16 protein-coding genes, 1 tRNA gene and 1 pseudogene are annotated in these 19,927 nt (G+C 68.6%); 10 read left to right on the top strand and 8 right to left on the bottom strand.

The window, feature by feature from the left end; translation table 11 throughout:
* Positions 1-35: 35 nt before the first annotated feature.
* Positions 36-3,668: a S8 family serine peptidase gene (locus ACWF0M_RS28880; protein WP_452238864.1), complete on the top strand. Its 3,633-nt coding sequence runs from the start codon at positions 36-38 to the stop codon at positions 3,666-3,668.
* Between the two features lie 61 nt (positions 3,669-3,729).
* Here the strand turns inward: ACWF0M_RS28880 and ACWF0M_RS28875 are convergent, their stop codons facing one another.
* The 5 genes and pseudogenes from ACWF0M_RS28875 to ACWF0M_RS28855 all read right to left on the bottom strand — a co-directional run bounded on the left by ACWF0M_RS28875 (position 3,730) and on the right by ACWF0M_RS28855 (position 7,944).
* Positions 3,730-4,707 (bottom strand): helix-turn-helix domain-containing protein, encoded by a 978-nt coding sequence (locus ACWF0M_RS28875; RefSeq protein WP_452238863.1) that lies wholly within the window; start codon positions 4,705-4,707, stop codon positions 3,730-3,732.
* Between the two features lie 311 nt (positions 4,708-5,018).
* Positions 5,019-6,854, bottom strand: coding sequence for a hypothetical protein (locus tag ACWF0M_RS28870; protein ID WP_452238862.1), 1,836 nt, complete (start codon positions 6,852-6,854; stop codon positions 5,019-5,021).
* Entirely contained in the window at positions 6,839-7,594 is a 756-nt protein-coding gene (locus ACWF0M_RS28865) for an ABC transporter ATP-binding protein (RefSeq protein ID WP_452238861.1), read from the bottom strand. Before ACWF0M_RS28865 ends, ACWF0M_RS28870 begins: the two co-directional genes overlap by 16 nt.
* Positions 7,595-7,692: 98 nt before the next feature.
* A pseudogene (locus ACWF0M_RS28860) lies at positions 7,693-7,764 on the bottom strand (Txe/YoeB family addiction module toxin); the annotation flags it as partial.
* Positions 7,765-7,860: 96 nt separating this feature from the next.
* Positions 7,861-7,944, bottom strand: a tRNA-Leu gene (locus ACWF0M_RS28855).
* A 170-nt stretch (positions 7,945-8,114) separates the two neighbouring features.
* Between ACWF0M_RS28855 and ACWF0M_RS28850 the strand changes: the two genes are divergently transcribed.
* The 6 genes from ACWF0M_RS28850 (at position 8,115) to pknB (ending at position 15,677) form a co-directional block, all read left to right on the top strand.
* Positions 8,115-8,960 (top strand): FhaA domain-containing protein, encoded by an 846-nt coding sequence (locus tag ACWF0M_RS28850; protein ID WP_452238860.1) that lies wholly within the window; start codon positions 8,115-8,117, stop codon positions 8,958-8,960.
* Positions 8,961-8,970: 10 nt separating this feature from the next.
* On the top strand, positions 8,971-9,453 hold the full coding sequence (locus ACWF0M_RS28845) for an FHA domain-containing protein FhaB/FipA (RefSeq protein WP_452238859.1): 483 nt from the start codon (positions 8,971-8,973) through the stop codon (positions 9,451-9,453).
* A 10-nt stretch (positions 9,454-9,463) separates the two neighbouring features.
* Positions 9,464-10,870 carry a PP2C family protein-serine/threonine phosphatase gene (locus ACWF0M_RS28840; RefSeq protein ID WP_452238858.1) on the top strand — a complete coding sequence of 469 codons (1,407 nt, stop codon included), beginning with the start codon at positions 9,464-9,466 and terminating at the stop codon, positions 10,868-10,870.
* Positions 10,867-12,252 carry an FtsW/RodA/SpoVE family cell cycle protein gene (locus tag ACWF0M_RS28835; RefSeq protein ID WP_452238857.1) on the top strand — a complete coding sequence of 462 codons (1,386 nt, stop codon included), beginning with the start codon at positions 10,867-10,869 and terminating at the stop codon, positions 12,250-12,252. The genes ACWF0M_RS28840 and ACWF0M_RS28835 overlap by 4 nt, the downstream gene beginning before the upstream one ends.
* The gene (locus ACWF0M_RS28830; RefSeq protein WP_452238856.1) at positions 12,249-13,703 is read left to right on the top strand and encodes a peptidoglycan D,D-transpeptidase FtsI family protein; all 1,455 of its coding nucleotides are present in this window, start codon (positions 12,249-12,251) and stop codon (positions 13,701-13,703) included. The genes ACWF0M_RS28835 and ACWF0M_RS28830 overlap by 4 nt, the downstream gene beginning before the upstream one ends.
* A 132-nt stretch (positions 13,704-13,835) precedes the next feature.
* The gene (gene pknB / locus ACWF0M_RS28825; RefSeq protein WP_452238855.1) at positions 13,836-15,677 is read left to right on the top strand and encodes a Stk1 family PASTA domain-containing Ser/Thr kinase; all 1,842 of its coding nucleotides are present in this window, start codon (positions 13,836-13,838) and stop codon (positions 15,675-15,677) included.
* A gap of 54 nt (positions 15,678-15,731) precedes the next feature.
* Here the strand turns inward: pknB and ACWF0M_RS28820 are convergent, their stop codons facing one another.
* Both ACWF0M_RS28820 and ACWF0M_RS28815 read right to left on the bottom strand, forming a co-directional pair.
* A complete protein-coding gene (locus ACWF0M_RS28820) occupies positions 15,732-16,349 on the bottom strand; it encodes an aminodeoxychorismate/anthranilate synthase component II (protein WP_452238854.1) in 618 nt (205 codons plus the stop codon).
* Positions 16,350-16,357: 8 nt separating this feature from the next.
* On the bottom strand, positions 16,358-17,128 hold the full coding sequence (locus ACWF0M_RS28815; protein ID WP_452238853.1) for a DUF881 domain-containing protein: 771 nt from the start codon (positions 17,126-17,128) through the stop codon (positions 16,358-16,360).
* Between the two features lie 102 nt (positions 17,129-17,230).
* On the opposite strand from ACWF0M_RS28815, the gene ACWF0M_RS28810 reads away from it, so the two are divergent.
* Positions 17,231-17,491 (top strand): cell division protein CrgA, encoded by a 261-nt coding sequence (locus tag ACWF0M_RS28810; protein ID WP_452238852.1) that lies wholly within the window; start codon positions 17,231-17,233, stop codon positions 17,489-17,491.
* A gap of 503 nt (positions 17,492-17,994) precedes the next feature.
* On the opposite strand, the gene ACWF0M_RS28805 is transcribed toward ACWF0M_RS28810, so the two are convergent.
* Entirely contained in the window at positions 17,995-18,441 is a 447-nt protein-coding gene (locus ACWF0M_RS28805; RefSeq protein ID WP_452238851.1) for an Lrp/AsnC family transcriptional regulator, read from the bottom strand.
* 81 nt (positions 18,442-18,522) lie between these two features.
* Here ACWF0M_RS28805 and ACWF0M_RS28800 point away from each other — a divergent pair, with 81 nt between their 5' ends.
* Positions 18,523-19,140, top strand: coding sequence for a PQ-loop domain-containing transporter (locus tag ACWF0M_RS28800; RefSeq protein ID WP_452238850.1), 618 nt, complete (start codon positions 18,523-18,525; stop codon positions 19,138-19,140).
* A 46-nt stretch (positions 19,141-19,186) separates the two neighbouring features.
* Positions 19,187-19,795, top strand: a complete 609-nt coding sequence (locus ACWF0M_RS28795; protein ID WP_452238849.1) for a hypothetical protein — start codon at positions 19,187-19,189, stop codon at positions 19,793-19,795.
* Positions 19,796-19,927: the final 132 nt, after the last annotated feature.

The raw sequence follows: 19,927 nt of genomic DNA, 5'->3' as shown, positions 1-19,927 counted from the left end.
GCCTGCCCCAAACCTCTCGAAGGAGAATTCCGCCTATGTCCTCCCCCCGACGCGCTGCCGCGCTCACCACAGCGGCGGTGCTTGCTCTCGGCGCGGCGACGGTGATCCCGTCCGCCGCCGCCCCTCCCACGGGATCCACAGCGATCAAGACGTCCTCCGTCACCCTGATCACCGGTGACGTCGTCGAACTGACCGACGCCGGCTCCGGCAAGAAGGCCGCCACGGTCCGCCCGGCGGCCGGCCGCGAAGGCGTCTCGTTCCACACGATCGAGGCCGACGGCGGCCTCCGCGTGCTGCCGAGCGACGCCGTACCGTACGTGTCGAGCGGTGTCCTGGACGTGGACCTGTTCGATGTCGACGAACTGATCGCCGACGGGTACGGCGAGGCCACGAGCCTCCCGCTCATCGTCAAGGACACCCCCGGCGTCCGGGCCGCACAGAACCTCGCCGGTACGACGACGACGCGGCAACTCCCGTCGATCGGCGGTCGCGCGCTGACCGCGTCGAAGGACCAGCTGCCGGAGCTGTGGAAATCCCTGAAGCCCGGCATCGGCACCCGCTCGCTGAACAACGGTGTCACGAAGATCTGGCTGGACGGCAAGGTCCGTCCGGTGCTCGACAAGAGCGTCCCGCAGATCGGCGCACCGGACGCCTGGAAGGCCGGGTACGAGGGTTCCGGCGTCGAGGTCGCCGTACTGGACACCGGCGTCGACGCGACGCACCCGGATCTGGACGGCAAGGTCAAGGAGAGCCAGGACTTCTCCGGCAGCCCGAGCGGCACCGAGGACCACTTCGGTCACGGCACGCACGTCGCCGCGACCATCGCCGGGACCGGCGCGGGCGCGGGCGGCACCCGGAAGGGCGTCGCGCCGAAGGCCGACCTGCTGGTCGGAAAGGTGCTCGGCGACGACGGGTACGGCTACGACTCCTGGATCATCGCCGGGATGGAATGGGCCGCGTCCGAGGGCGCGAAGGTCGTCAACATGAGCCTCGGCGGCGAGGCCACCGACGGCACCGACCCGCTCAGCCAGGCGGTCAACGACATCACCGCGCAGACCGGCACCCTGTTCGTCGTTGCGGCCGGCAACGAGGGCCAGGACGAGACGGTCGGTACGCCGGGCGCCGCGGCGTCCGCGCTGACGGTCGGAGCCGTGGACCGTGCGGACAAGCTCGCCGACTTCTCCAGTCGTGGACCGCGGCTCGGTGACGCGGGCCTGAAGCCGGAGATCACCGCTCCGGGTGTGGACATCATCGCCGCCCGGGCGGCCGGCACGGCCATGGGCCAGCCTGTGGACAACTTGTACACAGCCGCGTCCGGTACGTCGATGGCGACGCCGCATGTCGCCGGCGCGGCGGTCCTGCTCGCGCAGCAGCACCCGGATTGGAAGGCGGACCAGCTGAAGAACGCGCTGGTCAGCACCGCGAAGACCCAGCCGGACCAGACCGTATACGCCCAGGGCGCCGGTCGGGTCGACCTGACCCGGGCCGTCGCGCAGAAGGTGACCGCCAGCGGTGTTGCGGACTTCGGCGTACAGACCGCGGAGGCGGGCACGCGAACTATCACCTACCGCAACGACTCGGGCAGCGCGGTCACGCTGAACCTGTCCATCCAGGTCACGAACCTCGACGACAAGCAGCCGGAGACCGACGGTTTCGGTCTGCCGGCGACCGTCACGGTCCCGGCGAACGGCACCGCCGACGTACCGCTCACGCTGGACCCGGCCAAGCTCGGTCGCGGCCAGTACAGCGGCTGGATCGTTGCCACCGGCCCCGACGGTGTCGTCACCCACACCGCGGTCGGCGCGCTCCGGTCCGGTCCGAAGCACAAGGTAACGCTCCGGGCGGTCGGGCTGGACGGTCAGCCCACCGGTGTCCCGGTGATCTCGCTGTTCGGCGACAACTCGCGCTCCGACGTACTGGCGTGGATCCCGAACGGTGCGACGTACACCGCCGAGGTCGAGGAGGGCACCTACCTCCTGCACTCGCTGGTGGAGAACTACGACCCGCAGGACGAGCAGGTGAGTCTGTACACCGACCCGAACATCGTGGTCAGCAAGGACACCGAGATCGTCATCGACGCGCGGAAGGCGGTCCCGATCAAGATCGAGACGCCGAAGCCGTCGGAGCAGCAGGCGGTGCTGAGCTATTACGTACACCGTGAGTACGCCAACGGGCGTTCGATCAGCCACGGGGTCATGCACTTCAGCACGGTCAAGCAGGTCAACGTGACACCGACCAAGCCGGTCAAGGACGGCACCTTCGAGTTCTCGTCCCGCTGGCAGCTGGTCGCGCCGCTGGTGCAGGCATCGATCCCCGGAGTCCCCGGTCCGCTCGACATCAACCTGCTGCACCAGTCGCCGTCGTACGAAGGAAAGAAGCGCTTCCCGCTGGTGTACGCGGACTCGACGTTGAAGGGCGTACGAGGTGCGCTCGCAGTGCTGGACTCCAGCGAGGACGGCTGGGGCAACGGCAGCGAGCAGGACCAGATCGCGGCGGCCGCCAAGGCCGGCGCCGCTGCGGTGATCCTGGTCCGGCCGGCCGACTGGTCCGCTTGGACGGTCTGGAGTCCGGTCGGCGACCGCGAGCCGATCCCGGCCATGGTGACGACCTTCAAGGACGGTCAGAAGCTGCTCGCACGGGCGCGGCAAGGCCACGCGACGATCGACCTCACGCTCACCACGTCCAGCCCGTACCTGTACGACGTACAGCAGGTCTCGACCGGGTTCATCCCGGCGCAGATCGTCTACAAGGTGACGCCGGCGAACAGCGCCCGCATCACCACGCGGTACGCCGACAACGGCGGGTTCAACTGGGCCAAGGAGCAGCGCTTCGGGTGGCGTCCGTGGCAGGAGTACGCGTGGAACGACTCCCAGCGGTTCGTCGAGACGCCGAAGGTGCGGGAGGAGTGGGTGACGTCGGGTGACTCGCTCTGGCAGCACCGGGTGCACCACCTCTACACGTGGGACACCATGAACCCGCTGGCCGGCGGTCTGACGTCCGTACCGCGCAGCTACCGGGCCGGTCAGTCGGACGAGACGTGGTTCGGTCCGGTCGTACGTCCCGCGGCTGCGCCCGGCATCCAGTCCACGCGCACCGGTGACCGGCTCTCGCTGCGCATCCCGTCGTTCGTGGACGCGGCTGGGCACTACACGGTCGGTGAGACCACGAAGTCGTCGGCGACCCTGTCCCGCGACGGTCAGGTCGTGGCCGAGCTTCCGGACGCGTGGGAGGACGTGATCACCTCCAGCGATAACGCGGCGTACAAGCTCGACCTGTCCGCCGAGCGCATCGACACGGAAGGCGAGTGGAACTGGGGGACGCGTACGCAGACCTCCTGGGAGTTCCACTCGGCCAAGCAGGCGGACGACAAGGCGACACCGCTTGCGCTGCAGCAGGTCGACTACAAGGTCCCGGTCGACCTGACCGGCCGGGTGAGTGCCCGGACGCACGTGGTCGGATTCGAGTCACCCCGGGCGTCGTCCCTGCAGGCGTGGGCGTCCTTCGACGAGGGCACCACCTGGCAGCGCCTCGTAGTACTCGGTGCCGCCGGCCACTACCTGGCCGTGGTCCCGAACGCCCACGACACGGTGTCCCTGAAGGTGCAGGCCACAGGCCCGAACGGCGCAAAGATCACCCAGACGGTCATCCGCGCGTACGGCGTCAAGTAGCCCCACTCATTGCGTCCGAAGAACTGGAGGGAGGTCCCTCGAGTTCTTCGGACGCAACGGGTTAGAGCCAGTCGCGTTTTGCGGCTTGGTAGGCCAGGCCGGTTCGGGTGTCTACGCCGGCTAGCGCCATCAGGCGGTCGAGGCGGCGTTGGACTGTGCGGCGGCTGATGCCTAGCTGGTTGGCGATCGACTTGTCCGGTACGCCGCCTACGAGCAGGGAGAGCAGGAGCCGCTCGGAGTCGTCGAGGCCCTCGTCTTCGTGTTTCTGCTCGGCCTGTAGGCGCACTGGTGTCCCCAACTCCCAGTAGCTCTCGAAGAGCGCCAGCAACGCGTCCAGGAGCTGGCCGCGGCTGATGATTGCCGCGGACGGCTCTCCGATGCTCTGCTCGTCGTCACGGACCAAGGGGCAGATCGCCGTCGACCGGTCCACGATCGCGATCCGGACCGGCAGCGTCGGCACCACCCGCGCCTCCTCGCCCCAGCTGACACCTTCAGCGATCGAGTCCAGCTCACCGGGTGTCTCGATCAGTGCACGCTCGTAGATCGCGCGGTACCGGACGCCGCGGGACAAAGCGCCGTACTCCTCGGTGTTCTCGGCGCCCTGCATCGCGAGCGGGTTCGCGCGGCAGAACCAGAGGATCTCCTCGCGGGCCGAGTTCTGCAGGTCGCGCAGCCGTTCGCGGAGTGTGGTGGCGCCGACGATCACCTCGACCAGGTGGTGCGCGTCGCGGCGACTCACGCTGGCCCGGAACTCCTCGCTCAGCGCGCTCACCGTCTTGCGGGCCGCCTCGAGCGACTCCTGGCGGCGCAACAGCGTCGTACCGAAGGCGACGTCCGGCGGCACCGGCCGGAACACCGGATCGTCGGCCGGCTGCGCCGTCACCAGGCCCTTGGCCTGCAACCGCTGCAGCACTTCGTCGGCCTCCGGCTGCGGCAACCTGGCGACCTCGGCCAGGTCACCAGACTTGGCAGCCGACAGTCCGACGAGCAGCCGGTAGGCGTGCTCTTCCCGTTCGTCCAGCAACGGACCGTCCGGCATCGGCCCCACCTCCGGTCACCACCTAACCAGGGTTCACGATCCGGAAGCGAGCGCTTTCCTATTGGCACTGATGAGCCTTGACTCATCTGTGTCATCACGCGGGCGCTGAGAGTCCGTCACTTCCGGTCAGAAGCCAGCGGAACTCGCCAGCCGCCCAGCACCACCGCCCTGGAGAAGAGACGCAATGATGAGCTTGACCGACTACGCCGGCGTCGCCGGCCTGATCGCCGCGGCCGCCGTGGCGATCTGGATGCTGCGCAACCACCGCACCGTCGCGCCCAGCGCCCGGGCCGCGAGACATCGCGGCTCGCCTACCCTGCGACTACCGCGACCGACCCATCCGGAGCGCGCTTCCTCGCGCGGTAGTAGGTAAGCCCGCCGAAGGCATACATCGACAACCCCAACGCGGCCATCAGCACGATCACGACCCACTGCCACGGGCCGTCCTGGTAGAGGGCCAGGAACCATGACTTGGTGTCGTGATTGCCGGTGAGCTTGAAGATCGCCGGTACGACGGCCTGCGGGAACAACGGGATCGCCCCGAACCCGAGGCAGAAGCCGGCCAGCGTACGCCGCCACTTGGGAAGCGCATCGAACCCCGCGGTCTTCTTGGCCTGCTCCGCGGGCGATCGCCCGTGCCTGAGCAGAGTGAGCAGCTCAGGACCCTTTACGTCGAGACGCCGGGCCGCCACGCGCCCGAAGTACCACCAGGCCAGTACGCCGGACAGGACTCCGACCGGCACGCCCCACCAGCCCGTGTAGAGCGCCATGATCAGCGCCGGGGCACAGGTCGTCGCGACCAGCACGAGCATCACGTAGACGATGCCCATCGTCTCGCCCTCGTTCTCACCCGAGTTGAGCGGGTTACCGGACCGCTTGTGCGCATCGGTCGTCGGTACGGCGGCGTACACCGAGCAGGCCACTACCAGACCCGCTGCACCACCGAGCAGCGCAGGCAGCACGCTCAGCACCAGCGGCCAGGCCTTGGTGTCGCCGGACCACCAGGTGAGCAGCAGGGTGATCAGGAGCGTCGACGGACCGAAGACGAGCAGGAACGCCCGCTGCCGCGCCCGCACGTCCGCCCGGCTCGAACCGGGCGTCATCAGCGTGGTCCAGAACGCCGTACCGTCCGCGCCGTACAGGTTGGCGGCCATCGAGCCCGCCATCACCACAGCGGCCGGACCGGCCCAGGGCAGCATCGACTTCACCCCGATCGCCAACGGCATCATGCAGAAGAACAGCCCGTAGGCGACGGCGAACACAGCTCGGTGACCGTAGAGCAGGTCGCGTGTCCACGACCGGAGCTCCTTGGCCGCCGCAGCACCCGTCCCGCTCCTCGCAGACAATTGCCGTCTGACCGTCCCACCGGTCCGACTACCCGTGGTGCGCCGCACCAACAAAGCACTCCAGGCCAAGAGCATCACTCCAGCGAGCACCACAAGCCCTGCGAGCGCAGCAAGCACTTTGAGCCAGTCGCCACGTCCAGCAGCCTCCACAGCCACCAGACCCCAACCGGACGGGGCAATGCGCGCCGCCTTCGCGACAGTGCCCTGTACGTCGGTGGACACGAACGCGACGATCAACGCCCACCCCTGTGCGGTGAAGGCCAGGATGAACGCGTTGACCAACGCTGCGATCACCGCACCGGCGCGCACCTGCAGCAGTACGCCGTACACCGCGACAGCGAGCCGGGACGCCAGGATGAAGCAGATCAGCTGCAGCAACAGTGCGGGCACCGCGACGAGCGCTGCGGTGACGCCCCCGCTCACAACGACCAGGCTGAGCAATGCGATCAGGCTGATGACAGGTGCCACGCCAGCGAGTGCAGCCAGCAGCAGACCGGTGGAGAGCGTGCGCGGCGACAGCGGCATCATCGTGAAGTACTCGGGCTTCAGCGTCTCGTCGCCACCACCCGCGAACAGCGGCCCGACCACCCAGCCCAGCATCCAAACCGCGAGTACGACGACCAGTACGTCGTGATCGCCCCGCGCCGCGACCCAGAGCGTCCCGCCCGCGAGAGCCAGGCCGACGAAGCCACCCGTGACGATCCACGACCGCCGGAACTGGTCCTCGAGCGCATGCCGGAACGCGGCCAGCCGCATCCGGACCAGCGTGCGCGACGTCCCGTACGTCAGTGCGAGAGCCACGTCAGCCCCTCCGCGCCACGGTTCGACGCACCCACCAGCGACACGAACGCGTCCTCCAGACTGCCGCCGGCCTGCACCTCCGCCACGGTGCCCGCGGCAACGACCTTCCCGTCCGCGACCACCGCCACGCGATCACACAACTGCTCGACCAGCGCCATCACGTGGCTCGACATCACCACCGAACCACCGCCGGCGATGAACCGGTGCAGGATGGTCCGGATGGTGGCTGCCGACACCGGGTCGACCGCCTCGAACGGCTCGTCCAGCACCAGCAACCGCGGCGCGTGCAGCAGCGCGACCGCGAGCCCGAGCTTCTTCCGCATCCCGGTCGAGTAGCCGATCACCTGCTTGTCGTCCTCGTGATCGAGCTCGAGCACCTCCAGCAACTCGGCTGCCCGCCGCGCGACCTCGTCCTCGGGCAGTCCACGCAACAGACCGAGGTACGTCAGCACCTCGCGCCCCGTGAGCCGCTCCGGCATCCCGAGCCCGTCCGGCAGCACCCCGACGAGCGCCTTAGCCTGCGCCGGCTCCCGCCAGACGTCCACCCCGAAGATCCGCGCCGTACCGCCGTCCGGACGCAACAGCCCGACCGCCATCGACAACGACGTCGTCTTCCCGGCCCCGTTCGGCCCCAGCACCCCGAAGAACGACCCGGCCGGTACCGTCAGGCTGAGCTCGTCCACCGCCCGCTGATCACCGAAAAGCTTGCTCAGCCCCTCGAGCTCCAACGCTTGCTCCATGCGAGGAACCCTGCCACGACCCCCCACCCTCCCGCGTCACCCTGACGGCTGACCCACCCCATCAACTGATCGGCTGACCGGCCCCAGGTGAGGACCTGTCAGGGGCCGTAGTGGTAGCGGCAGGCGATGACGTGGATTCCGTCGTCAGCGATCCGGTAGCCGAGACGGTGCTCCGTATTCGTGGTCTGCGGACAGGATCATCCGAAAGGACGAAAAGTTTCCTGGGTAACGCAAAAGTCCCGGTCGATTCGACCGGGACTTCGTTGTGCGCGAGGGGGGAGTTGAACCCCCACGCCCTTTCGGGCACACGGACCTGAACCGTGCGCGTCTGCCTATTCCGCCACCCGCGCGCAGCCGCCTGATACAGCTCTTGGCGACGAGAAGGAACAGTAGCACGGGTTCTGCCGGTGCTTCACATTGCGGGTTCGGTCGAACCTCCCGATACGATCGATCGTCGTACCCGGTGTGTCCGCCTGACCGGTGGGACAACTGATGGCGTACCGACCGTGGAGGAGGAGGCGTGCGACCGCTACAGCGCTTCGAGCGACGCCTGGAAGGCATTGTGAGCGGTGTCTTCGCGCGCGCTTTCAAGGGTGACGTGGAGCCGATCGAACTGGCCGCCGCCCTCAAGCGTGAGATCGACAACACCGCGCGGATCCTCTCCCGGGACCGCCGGCTGGTGCCGAACCACTTCACGATCGAACTCGGACCGGACGACTTCGAGCGGCTGAACGCGTACGGCCGGACCCTGAACCACGAGCTCGCCAACGAGCTGCGGGACCACGCCGACATCCAGCGGTACACGTTCTCCGGACCGATCGACATCGAGCTGGTCCAGCAGGATGAGCTGCCGACAGGTAAGTTCCGGGTGGTCAGCGAGACGCTCGGGACGCCCCAGCGGCGCCCGGAGCCGTACCAGCAGCCCGAGCCCCAGCCCTACCAGCAGGAGCCCTACGTGCCGCCGAACCCGCCGCCGGTTGTCCCGCAGTACCAGCAACCGCAGCCGCCAGCACAGCCGCCGCAGGCGCGCCGTGGGCACCCGCAGGTGATGCTCGAGGTGAACGGCCGCCGCCGCCCGGTGAACCCGCCCGGCGTAGTGCTCGGCCGCGGCACCGACGCGGACATCCAGATCAACGACCCGGGCGTCTCCCGCCGGCACGCCGAGATCCGCCTGATGCCGGAAGGCCCGGGCGGTATCCGCGTGGTGATGGTCGACCTCGGATCCACCAACGGCACGCTGGTGAACGGCCGCCGGACCACCGAGGCCGAGCTGGTGGACGGCTCGACGGTCCGGATCGGCAACACCACCATGACGCTGCGTCTCGCGGACGAGCCGATGGCCCAGCCGCCGAGCAGCGGGTGGTGACTGACCTTCCATGTCGGAACTGACCCTGACCCTGATCAAACTGGGGTTCCTGGCCCTGTTGTGGATGTTCGTCCTCGCGGTGCTGTCCGTGATCAGGTCCGACCTGTTCGGCGCGAAGGTGGACAGCCGGGCCGCGGCTGCCGCCGTCCCGCAGAACTCCCGTACGCCGAAGCCCGCGAAGCCGGCCAAGAAGCGCAAGGGCCTGCCCGGGTCGGTGACGATCGCGGACGGCCCGCAGGCCGGGGTCGGTGCGTCGCTGGCCGAGGAGCCGGTGATCATCGGCCGCGGCTCGGACTGCCAGATCCGGCTCGACGACGACTACTCCTCCACCCGGCACGCCCGGGTCTTCCAGTCCGAGGGCCAGTGGTGGGTCGAGGATCTCGGCTCCACCAACGGCACGTACCTTGACGGCCAGCGGGTCACCCGCCCGGTCCCGGCCGAGATCGGCGGTTCGATCCGGATCGGCCGGACGACGCTGAACATCGCGAAGTAGGCCTGCCTCGATGACCCTGTCGCTCGACTACGCAACCCTCTCCGACGTCGGACGGGTACGCCGCAACAACGAGGACTCGGCGTACGCCGGTCCACACCTGCTGCTGCTCGCCGACGGGATGGGCGGTGCGGCAGCCGGTGAGGTGGCCAGCGCGGCGGCGGTCCAGGTGATCCGGCGACTGGACACCGCGGAGATCAGCGGCGACGACATGATCGAGGCGCTGGCCGGTGCGGTGCACCGGGCCAACGAGCGGCTGTCCGAGCTGGTCGAGGAGGACCCCGAGCGCGAGGGCATGGGCTCGACGGTCACCGCGCTGATGTTCGACGGCAAGCGGCTCGGCCTCGCGCACCTGGGCGACTCCCGCGCGTACCGGCTGCGGGACGGTCAGCTGCACCAGCTGAGCCACGACCACACCTTCGTGCAGTCGCTGGTCGACGAGGGCCGGATCTCCCAGGAGGAGGCCTTTACCCACCCGCACCGGAACCTGATCCTGCGCGTCCTCGACGGCCGCCCGGACTCCGACCCGGACCTGGAGATGCTCGACGTCCAGGCCGGCGACCGGCTGATGCTGTGCAGCGACGGCCTGCCCGACTACGTGAGCGACGAGGTGATCGCGGCCTCGATGGCCTCCGGTACGCCGGACTCGGTCGTCGTGGACCTGATCACGCACGCGCTCGAGGCGGGCTCGAACGACAACGTCACCGTCCTCGTCGCGGACGTCGTCGAGACCGAGCCCGCGAGTGGCGTGCAGCCGCAGCTGGTCGGTGCCGCCGCCGAGCTGGCGCAAGGCAGCACCGGGCGCGGCGAGCCGACGGTCGTGGTCCGTGCAGGCGGCGGTGACGGTCACGGCGGCGGTGGTCACGGCGGCGGGCTCGACCCGGAGGAGCTGCGGTACGCGCCGCGGCCGCCGAGGCGGTTCGCGTGGCTGCGGCGGATCGCCGTACTGGTCGTCGTTCTCGGCCTGATCGGCGGCGGCGGCTGGTTCGCGTACAGCTGGACCCAGAAGCAGTACTACGTCGGCACGGACGGCGACTACGTGGCGATCTTCAAGGGCGTCGAGGCGGATCTCCCCGGGTTGTCCCTGTCGACGGTGTTCGAGCGGCAGACGCTGCAGGTCGACAAGTTGCCGACGTACAGCCGGGAGCAGGTCGAGGGCAACATCCAGGCGGACAACCTGGCCGGCGCCCGCTCGATCGTCGCCGAGCTGCAGCACACCGCCACCGCCTGCGCCGCCAAGCCGACCCCGACACCCAAACCATCGACGCCCGTCTCCAAACCGCCGGTCTCCAAACCGCCGGTCACGACAGCGCCCGTTTCGAAGCCGCCGGTTTCCTTGCCGCCTGCGTCGACGGCCCCGACCGGTACGGCGTCGCCGAGCACACCGGTCGACCCCGACGACTGCGACGGGGTCCGATGAGCATCGCGTCGACGTCCGTCATCCAGATCATTCCGCGTACCCGGCGCGGGGTGGAGTTGCTGCTGCTCGTGATCGCGGTCGGTGTCTCGGTCGCGGCGTACGTGAACATCGGCGTCACCGTCCAGAACCAGGTCCCGGCCAGCACCGGGTTCTACGCCGCCGGCATCGCTCTCCTCGCCCTGATCGCGCATCTCGCGCTGCGGTTCCGGGCGCCCTACGCGGACCCGGTCATCCTCCCGTGCGCCGTCCTGCTGAACGGGCTGGGCGTCGCGATGATCCACCGCGTCGACCTCGGGCTGACAGCGATCGGCCGGACCAAGGGGGTTCCGTTCGCGCCGCAGCAGATCACCTGGACCGCGGTCGGCGTCGTGGGGTTCCTCGCGGTGATCATCGTGGTCCGCGACCACCGCCGGCTGCAGGCGTTCACCTACAGCCTCGGCCTGGCCGGTCTGGTGCTGCTCGTGCTGCCGCTGGTTCCCGGCCTGGGCGCGAACGTCAACGGCGCGCCGATCTGGATCCGCGTCGCCGGGATGTCGTTCCAGCCCGGCGAGTTCGCCAAGGTGTGTCTGGTGATCTTCTTCGCCGGCTACCTGGTGGTGAAGCGCGACGTACTGACACTCGCCGGACGCCGGTTCCTCGGCCTCGACCTGCCGCGTGCCCGCGACCTCGGGCCGATCCTGATCGCCTGGCTCGCCAGTCTGGGCGTGCTGGTCTTCGAGAGCGACCTGGGCTCGTCGCTGTTGTTCTTCGGCCTGTTCCTGTTCCTGCTCTACGTGTCCACCGAGCGGGCCGGCTGGCTGATCATCGGTGGCCTGCTGTTCGCGGGCGGGGCGTACTTCGCCTACATGGCGTTCGGTCATGTGCACCGCCGCGTCACCGACTGGCTGGACCCGTGGGCGATCGACGGCGGCCAGGTGAAGCTCGGGCTGATGGGTCAGGCCTGGGGCGGCATCCTCGGCCGCGGCCTCGGCCAGGGCCACCCGGAAGCCACGCTGTACGCGAACAGCGACATGATCATCTCCTCGATGGCCGAGGAGCTCGGCCTGACCGGGCTGATCGCGATCATCCTGATCTACACCCTCATCATCGAGCGCGGCCTGCGGACCGCGCTCGGCTGCCGGGACATCTTCGGCAAGCTGATCGCGACCGGTCTGGCGATGTCGTTCGCGCTGCAGGTGTTCGTGATCGTCGGCGGTGTCACCGGGCTGATCCCGCTGACCGGTCTGGCCACCCCGTTCATGGCCCTGGGCGGTACGTCGCTGGTCGCCAACTGGGCGATCATCGCGCTGCTGCTGCGGATCAGTGACCAGGCCCGGCGGCCGCAGACCCCGGCCGCTCCGGTTTCCGACGAAACGATCGCGATGGCGGTGCAGAAGGCATGAACTCGGCGATCCGGCGACTGGCCATGGCGGCGATGGTCCTGATGCTCGCGCTGATGGCGAACTCGACGTACCTGCAGGCCTTCCGGGCGAACGAGATCAACGGCCGCAACGACAACAACCGGGTCCGCGACTCGCAGTTCTCGGTGAACCGCGGCCCGATCCTGATCGGCAGCACGCCGGTCGCGCAGAGCAAGCCGTCCAACGACCGGTTCAAGTACCAGCGGACGTACGCCAACGGCCAGGTGTACGCGCCGGTGACCGGGTTCTACTCGTACCTGTACGGCCGCGGCGGCGTCGAGCTGACGATGAACGCCGAGCTGAACGGTTCGGATCCGTCGATGGCGTTCCGCCGGATCATCGACGTGATCAGCAACCGGCCGCAGCAGGGCGGCAGCGTGACCCTGACGCTGAACGCGGCGGCCCAGCAGGCGGCGTACGACGGCCTGGCCGGGAAGACCGGTGCGGTGGTCGCGATCGAGCCGAAGACCGGACGGATCCTGGCGATGGCCAGCCGGCCGTCGTACGACCCGAACCAGCTCGCCGTGCACGACATCGACAAGGTCGGCGCGACCTGGAAGAGCCTGAACGCCGACAAGAACAAGCCGCTGTCGAACCGCGCGGTGCAGGAGCTGTACCCGCCGGGGTCGACCTTCAAGCTGGTCACCGCGGCGGCCGCGCTGTCCAGCGGCAAGTTCACGCCGGAGAGCAAGGTGAACTCGCCGGCCGAGCTGCCGCTCCCGCAGACCACGGTCCCGCTGGTGAACGAGGACGGCAAGAACTGCGGCGGCAGCAACAGCGCGACGCTGACGATCGCGCTGCGCTACTCCTGCAACACCGCGTTCGGCACCGTCGGCATGGCACTCGGCGCGAACGCGCTGAACGAGCAGGCCGCGAAGTTCGGCTTCGGCTCGAAGCCGCTGACCGAGCTGCCGGGCGTGGCCACCAGCCAGTTCCCCGGCGACCCGAACGAGCCGCAGACCGCGCAGTCCGCGATCGGCCAGTTCGACGTCCGCGCCACGCCGCTGCAGATGGCGATGGTGGCGGCCGGGATCGCGAACAAGGGCGAGGTGATGAAGCCGTACCTGGTCCAGAACGTGAAGACCCCGGACCTGAAGACGGTGTCGGAGACCAAGCCGGAGTCGCTGCACCAGGCGGTCACCCCGCAGGTCGCGGCGCAGCTGACCGCGATGATGGTCGACGTCGTCAACAACGGCACCGGCAAGCCGGGACGGATCTCCGGCGTCCAGGTAGCCGGCAAGACGGGTACGGCGCAGACCACGAAGGAGCGCCCGCCGTTCGCGTGGTTCACCGCGTTCGCGCCGGCCGACGACCCGAAGGTGGCCGTGGCGGTGCTGATCGAGGATGCGAACGTCCCGCGCACCGACGTGGCCGGCGGCACCTTGGCGGCCCCGATCGCCAAGAAGGTCATGGAGGCGGTGCTGGGCCAATGAACAGCCGATGAGCACCATACGGAATGATGCGATGACAGCGCGTCTTTCCAACGGGGATCCACGTGTGGCGGCCGCTACCGTGGGCAAGTTGAGTGTTTTGGGTCTAGTGCAGACAGGTTGGAAGGCTGAGTCATGACATCGCAGGCACGTCTCGTCGGCGGCCGGTACGAAGAAGGCGAACCGCTCGGCCGCGGCGGCATGGCGGAGGTCCGCCGGGGTCTCGACAACCGGCTCGGCCGGAGCGTCGCGATCAAACGGCTGCGCGTCGACCTCGCGAGTGACGCCACCTTCCAGGCGCGGTTCCGGCGCGAGGCCCAGTCGGCCGCGTCGCTGAACCACCCGACCATCGTGTCGGTCTACGACACCGGCGAGGAGCCGGACCCGAACGGCTCCGGCGTCACCATTCCGTACATCGTGATGGAGCTGGTGACCGGCAAGACGCTGCGGGACCTGATCCGCGAAGGCCGCAAGATCATGCCGGAGCGCGCGCTGGAGATCACCTCCGGTGTCCTCGAGGCGCTCGACTACAGCCACCGGGCCGGCATCGTGCACCGCGACATCAAGCCCGGAAACGTGATGCTGACCCCGCAGGGCCAGGTCAAGGTGATGGACTTCGGCATCGCCCGCGCGGTCGCCGACACGTCCTCCACGATGACCCAGACCGCGGCCGTGATCGGCACCGCGCAGTACCTGTCCCCGGAGCAGGCCCGCGGCGAGACCGTGGACGCCCGCTCCGACCTGTACTCGACCGGCTGCCTGCTGTACGAACTGCTCACCGGCCGCCCGCCCTTCGTCGGTGAGTCGCCGGTCTCGGTGGCGTACCAGCATGTCCGGGAGCAGCCGCTGCCGCCGTCCTCGTTCGACCCGGACATCCCGCCGGAGGTCGACGCGGTCGTCCTGAAGGCGCTGGCGAAGAGCCGCGAGGAGCGGTACCAGAGCGCGTCCGAGATGCGCGCCGACATCCACCGCGTGCTGGCCGGGCAGCAGGTGACCGCGCCGATGGCGGCGGTCGCCGAGACCCGGTCGATGGCGCCGACCGCGGTGGCGGCGGCCGCGACCCAGCAGTACCACCAGACCTCGGCGAACGACCTGCTGCCCCCGGGCGGCGACGACCTGGACGAGGAGCAGGACGGGCGGTCACGCCGCAACCGCGGCCTGGCCTACTTCCTGCTCGGCCTCGCGATCGTCGCGGTCGCGGTCGGCGCGTACGCGCTGTTCTCGAACCTGAACAAGGACAACAACGCCGGTGGCGGTGGGACGTCCGCGACCCCGCCCGCCACGGTCCAGGTCCCCGACGTCACGCTCAAGTCGCTGGCCACCGCGACCCAACTGCTCGCCGACAAGGGCCTGAAGGTCCAGTCCACCTCCGAGAAGAGCGACACGGTCGGCAAGGGCCTGATCATCCGGCAGACGCCGGACGGCGGCACGGACGCGCAGCAGGGCTCGACGGTGAACGTCGTCGTGTCCGCCGGACAGTCGGCCTTCCCGGTGCCCAACGTGATCGGGATGACGGAGTCGAAGGCGCGCAGCGCGCTCGAGGACGCGAAGGGCCAGTTCAAGGTCAAGGACAAGTCGATCGAGCAGGACAGCGAGGAGAAGAAGGGCACCGTACTCGCGGTCAGCCCGGACCCGAACGGCTCCTACGCAGCCGGCACCGAGTTCACCCTCACGATCTCCAGCGGCAAGACCAACATCGACGTACCGAATGTCGTCACCCAGACGTTCGACGACGCGAAGCTGACGCTGGAGCAGGCCGGCTTCCGGGTCGGGCAGACGTTCGGCAACGATCAGAACCAGGCCGAGGGCACCGTCCTCGATCAGTCGATCAAGGCCAACACCAAGGCGCCGAAGGGCACGCTGATCACGCTGACGGTGAACAAGCTGCAGCCCACCAGCCCGCCGTCGAGCACGCCGACCGACACGCCACCGCCGTCGACACCGACGACACCGGCCATCACGATCCCTGGCGGCTGAGACCACAGAACCCCCGGAGCGGCTGCTGCTCCGGGGGTTCTTCAGTTCTACGGACTAGCCGACGACCGGGGCCAGGCCGACGGAGCGGGCGACGGCGTCGGGATCGCCGCAGATCTGCAGCCAGTTCGCAAGCATCCGGTGGCCGCCCTCGGTCAGCACCGACTCCGGGTGGAACTGCACGCCCTCGACCGGGTAGTCGCGGTGCCGGGCCGCCATGATCACGCCGGCCTCGGTCCGCGCGGTCACCCGGAGCTCGTCCGGCACGCTGTCCTGCGCAATCGCCAGCGAATGGTACCGGGTCGCGGTGAACGGCGACGGGAGCCCGGACAGTACGCCGGCGCCCTCGTGGAACACCTGGCTGGTCTTCCCGTGCAGCAGCTCGTCCGCGCGGCCGACAACCCCGCCGTACGCGACGCCGATCGCCTGCAGGCCGAGGCAGACGCCGAAGATCGGGACGTCGCGGCCCTTCTCCTTCACGATGTCGACGCAGGCGCCGGCCTCTTCCGGCGTACCCGGACCGGGGGAGAGCAGCACCCCGTCGTACTCACCGGCCTGGTCGGGGGTGACCTCGTCGTTGCGCAGCACCGTGGTGTCGGCCTGCAGTTGCTGCAGGTACTGCACCAGGTTGTAGACGAAGGAGTCGTAGTTGTCGACGACAAGGATCCGCGGCATGCGGACCATTATCGCCCGCTGACGGTAGGACTCACCGAGGGAGTCCGTTCGAAGCCCGGAACAGTCGCGCTCTGCAGGTCCAGGGTGCCCTCGTACGCCGGCATCGAGATCGACGACTCGTTCTTCACGTCGTACCCGAGCTGGAACTTCACCACGTAGTCCTGCAGGTTCTCGATGTACTGCGAGTCGTCGAGCGCCTGCTGCAACTTCCGCCGGTCCCCGATCGCGGTGATCTTGTACGGCGGGAGGTACGGGACGCCGTGCAGTACGACGGAGTTGCCCACGCACTTGATCCCGGTGGTGGAGATGACCCGGTGGTTCTGGATCGAGATCGCGTCCGCGCCGCCGGCCCAGAGCGCGTTCACCACCGCCTGGATGTCCTGCTGGTGGATCACCAGCCAGTCGGCGTCGACGTCCGGGTTGTCCCTGACGACCTCGGACGGCGCGTCCTTCAGCGTCACGGTCAGCCCCGGCCCGGTGACCGGCGTGGTGCCGACCGCGTCGGACAGGTCCTTGAGCTGCTTGGCCAGCGCCGGGTCGATCGACCCCTGCTGCGCCTGCAGTTTCTCGATGTCCTGGGTGAGCGCCGCGTGCTGCCGGACCAGGCTGGCGCTGCGCCGGCTCTGTTCCTCCACAAGGCCCGCGAGCGTAGTGTTACGGCTGGGCCGGAGGTCGGTACCGCGGGCGTTCGTCGCGCTGGTCGCGAACAGCAGACCGGCGCACAGCAGCGCCAGCGGCGCACCCGCACGCCACAGCGAAATCCGCCTCAACCTACGCACCCGTGATCTCCACATTGCTCTCTGCACTACGCTAACCCGGACCGGACCCGTACCAGGTCCTCGCGGTCAGCTTATGCGTCCGTCCTTACAAGGAGTTCAGTCGTGCCCGAGTCGAGCAGTCGCAACAAGAAGAAGACCGAGAAGGTCAAGGCCGAGAAGACCCCGAAGAAGCCACGTACCACCAGCCGCGTGTGGGTCGCGCCGCTGATGCTGGCGTGCTGGCTGCTCGGCCTCGCCTGGCTGGTCGTCTTCTACGTGGCCGGCCAGGACATCCCGGTGATGAAGGACCTGAACAACTGGAACCTCCTGATCGGCATGGGCCTGATCGCCGTCGGCTTCGTCGTCTCCACCCAGTGGGTCTGACCAACCTCCTCCACAGACCTCAACCAGCTGATCGCACCAAACCCCGCGGGGAAAGAAATCGTCGCTCAGTGACGATAGTTACCCAACCTTCCCGTCGACCAACACCGCGCCCCGGCCGACACCCGCGAACACCGTCGGCTGCCCAAACCGGCCCCCCCTCTTGCCACAGCGCTCCTCCCCAAACCAGTTTGGGGAGCCCTGCCCTCCCGAAACGGGCAGTACGGCTCCCCAGTTCACGCACAGGTCGGTGATCGCGACCGCCCCAAACCGGTTTGGGGAGACTTTTCACCAGGACTGGGGAGGGCTACTGCCCGATTCGGGTGGGTATTCGTCCCCACAACACCCCACCCGTCGCTGGAGTTATCCACACGCGTATCCCCAGTTGTGCACACCGATTCTGGTGAGTTATCCCCAGGTCGGGTGGCATTTCTCCACCGAAAGCGCCCGAAACTCGCTCGAATCTGTGGATAAGTCAGGTTTGAGCGAGGCCGTTTCCACATCGTTCACGTCGGCAGCGCCCGGTTGTCCACGACTTTCTTCATCACGATCGTGGATGTCAGCCGCTGCACACCGGGCAGTCGCGCCAGCCGCTCGTCGCGGAGTTTCTGGAACGCGGCGATGTCCGCGGTGACGACTCTGACGAAGTAGTCCGGCTCCCCGAACAGCCTCTCGGCCTGCACCACCTCGGCGATCTCGGCGAGCCCGGCCTCGAAGCCGGCGACCGATTCCTCCCGGTCCATCGTGATCGCGAGCAGCACCTCGAACCCGTGCCCGACCGCGGCCCCGTCGACGACCGCGCGGTACCCACGGATCACCCCGGCCCGCTCGAGCTCCCGCAACCGCCGATGACACGGCGCAGCACTCAGCCCCACCCGCTGCGCGAGCTCGGTGACGGTCAGCCGGCCGTCCTCCTGGAGCACAGCAAGGATATTGCGATCAATGGCATCCACAGCAAGGATCTTATCTCCAGCAGCCCTCAGGCAGCACAAAGTCGCACGAATCCGTCGGCGTTTCGGCAGTAATCTTGCGCCATGCTCGACCTCCTACCCATCGCCGCAGCCTGCTTCGGCATCCCGCAGTACCTTCCGCAGATCCTCAAGCTGCGCCGGACCGGTGACACGGCCGGCGTCTCCTGGTCCTGGGCGACACTGACGAGCATCAACAACGCGGCCTGGTTCGGATACTTCCTGGCCTCGGGCTACTGGACCGCGAGCCTTCCCTCGACCGCAGCAGCAACGCTCGCCGGAACTCTCTCGGTGATGCTGGTACGCCGTGGCGCGCTGAACCCACGCGCCGTCGGCTGGATCGCGGGCTGGGCGGGACTGCTCGCGGTCGGCGCGATCGTCGGCGGGCGCATCGGGCTGGGGACGCTGCTCGCCGCCGCCTCGATCGTCCAGGTGACGCCTTCGCTGTGGACGGCGTACCGGACGGCTCGCCCGACCGGGATCTCGTCAGGCACCTGGGCGCTGGTCCTCGGCGAGCTCTCGTGCTGGCTCGTCTTCGGGCTGTCGAATGCCGACGTACGGCTGACCACGCTCGGCGCGACCGGTGTCCTCGCGAGTCTGTTGATGCTCGCCCGGGCGCGCGCCACGAGGCGTCAGCGAATCGTCACGAATGACGCCGTCGACGCCGGTACAGGCCGGGCGTAACGTCGAGAGCGCCAGTGAACGATCCACGAGACGGGGAGGTTCTCAGATGTTCGTTCAGGTCATTCAGGGGCAGGTCACCGACGCCGAGCAGGCTCACACGGCGATGGATCGGTGGATGGAAGAACTGGCGCCCGAGGCATCCGGCTGGCTGGGGACCACGGCCGGTGTCACCGCGGACGGCAAGTTCATCGCGCTGGCTCGTTTCGACTCCGCGGACGCCGCGCGGCGGAACAGCGACAAGCCGGAGCAGGACAAATGGTGGCACGAGTTCTCGTCGCTGCTCAGCGACGGAGCCACCTTCCACGACACGGAGGACGTGGTCCTCGACACGCACGGCGACCCGGACGGCGCCGGGTTCGTCCAGGTGATGCAGGGTGCCGGCAGCAACCCGGAGCGGGCGCGGGAACTGATGGGTCAGCACCGCGACGAGTGGGCCGCGTTCCGGCCCGAGATCCTCGGCAGTGAGGTCGCCATGTACGACGGTGGCGACTACACGATGGCGATGTACTTCACCAGCGAGGCCGAGGCCCGCGAAGGCGAGCGCAAGGAAGTGCCGCCGGAGCTGCAGGCGGAAATGGACGAGATGAACAGCCTCTCCTCCGGCCCGCCGGCGTTCTACGACCTCGAGCACCCCTGGCTGTACTCACCCAAGTAAGTAGACAGCCACCCGAGCAGGGCGCGACGGCTAGCCGGCGCGGCCGTCTCCACATATAAGTAGGGGTATAACCGGGCGCTTATAAACAACAGTCGCTGCCGACGACAAAAGCAGTGTAGATATCGGTGGGCG

It is taken from the genome of Kribbella sp. NPDC055110 (assembly GCF_053607525.1).
This window is presented reverse-complemented; position numbering and strand designations above follow the sequence as displayed.

What these genes read in the sequence shown, in the direction of transcription:
- ACWF0M_RS28880 (WP_452238864.1), top strand. Translation starts at nt 36, where the DNA reads ATGTCCTCCCCCCGACGCGCTGCCGCGCTCACCACAGCGGCGGTGCTT.
- ACWF0M_RS28875 (WP_452238863.1), bottom strand. Translation starts at nt 4,707, where the DNA reads ATGCCGGACGGTCCGTTGCTGGACGAACGGGAAGAGCACGCCTACCGG.
- ACWF0M_RS28865 (WP_452238861.1), bottom strand. Translation starts at nt 7,594, where the DNA reads ATGGAGCAAGCGTTGGAGCTCGAGGGGCTGAGCAAGCTTTTCGGTGAT.
- ACWF0M_RS28845 (WP_452238859.1), top strand. Translation starts at nt 8,971, where the DNA reads ATGTCGGAACTGACCCTGACCCTGATCAAACTGGGGTTCCTGGCCCTG.
- ACWF0M_RS28840 (WP_452238858.1), top strand. Translation starts at nt 9,464, where the DNA reads ATGACCCTGTCGCTCGACTACGCAACCCTCTCCGACGTCGGACGGGTA.
- ACWF0M_RS28835 (WP_452238857.1), top strand. Translation starts at nt 10,867, where the DNA reads ATGAGCATCGCGTCGACGTCCGTCATCCAGATCATTCCGCGTACCCGG.
- ACWF0M_RS28830 (WP_452238856.1), top strand. Translation starts at nt 12,249, where the DNA reads ATGAACTCGGCGATCCGGCGACTGGCCATGGCGGCGATGGTCCTGATG.
- pknB (WP_452238855.1), top strand. Translation starts at nt 13,836, where the DNA reads ATGACATCGCAGGCACGTCTCGTCGGCGGCCGGTACGAAGAAGGCGAA.
- ACWF0M_RS28820 (WP_452238854.1), bottom strand. Translation starts at nt 16,349, where the DNA reads ATGCCGCGGATCCTTGTCGTCGACAACTACGACTCCTTCGTCTACAAC.
- ACWF0M_RS28800 (WP_452238850.1), top strand. Translation starts at nt 18,523, where the DNA reads ATGCTCGACCTCCTACCCATCGCCGCAGCCTGCTTCGGCATCCCGCAG.
- ACWF0M_RS28795 (WP_452238849.1), top strand. Translation starts at nt 19,187, where the DNA reads ATGTTCGTTCAGGTCATTCAGGGGCAGGTCACCGACGCCGAGCAGGCT.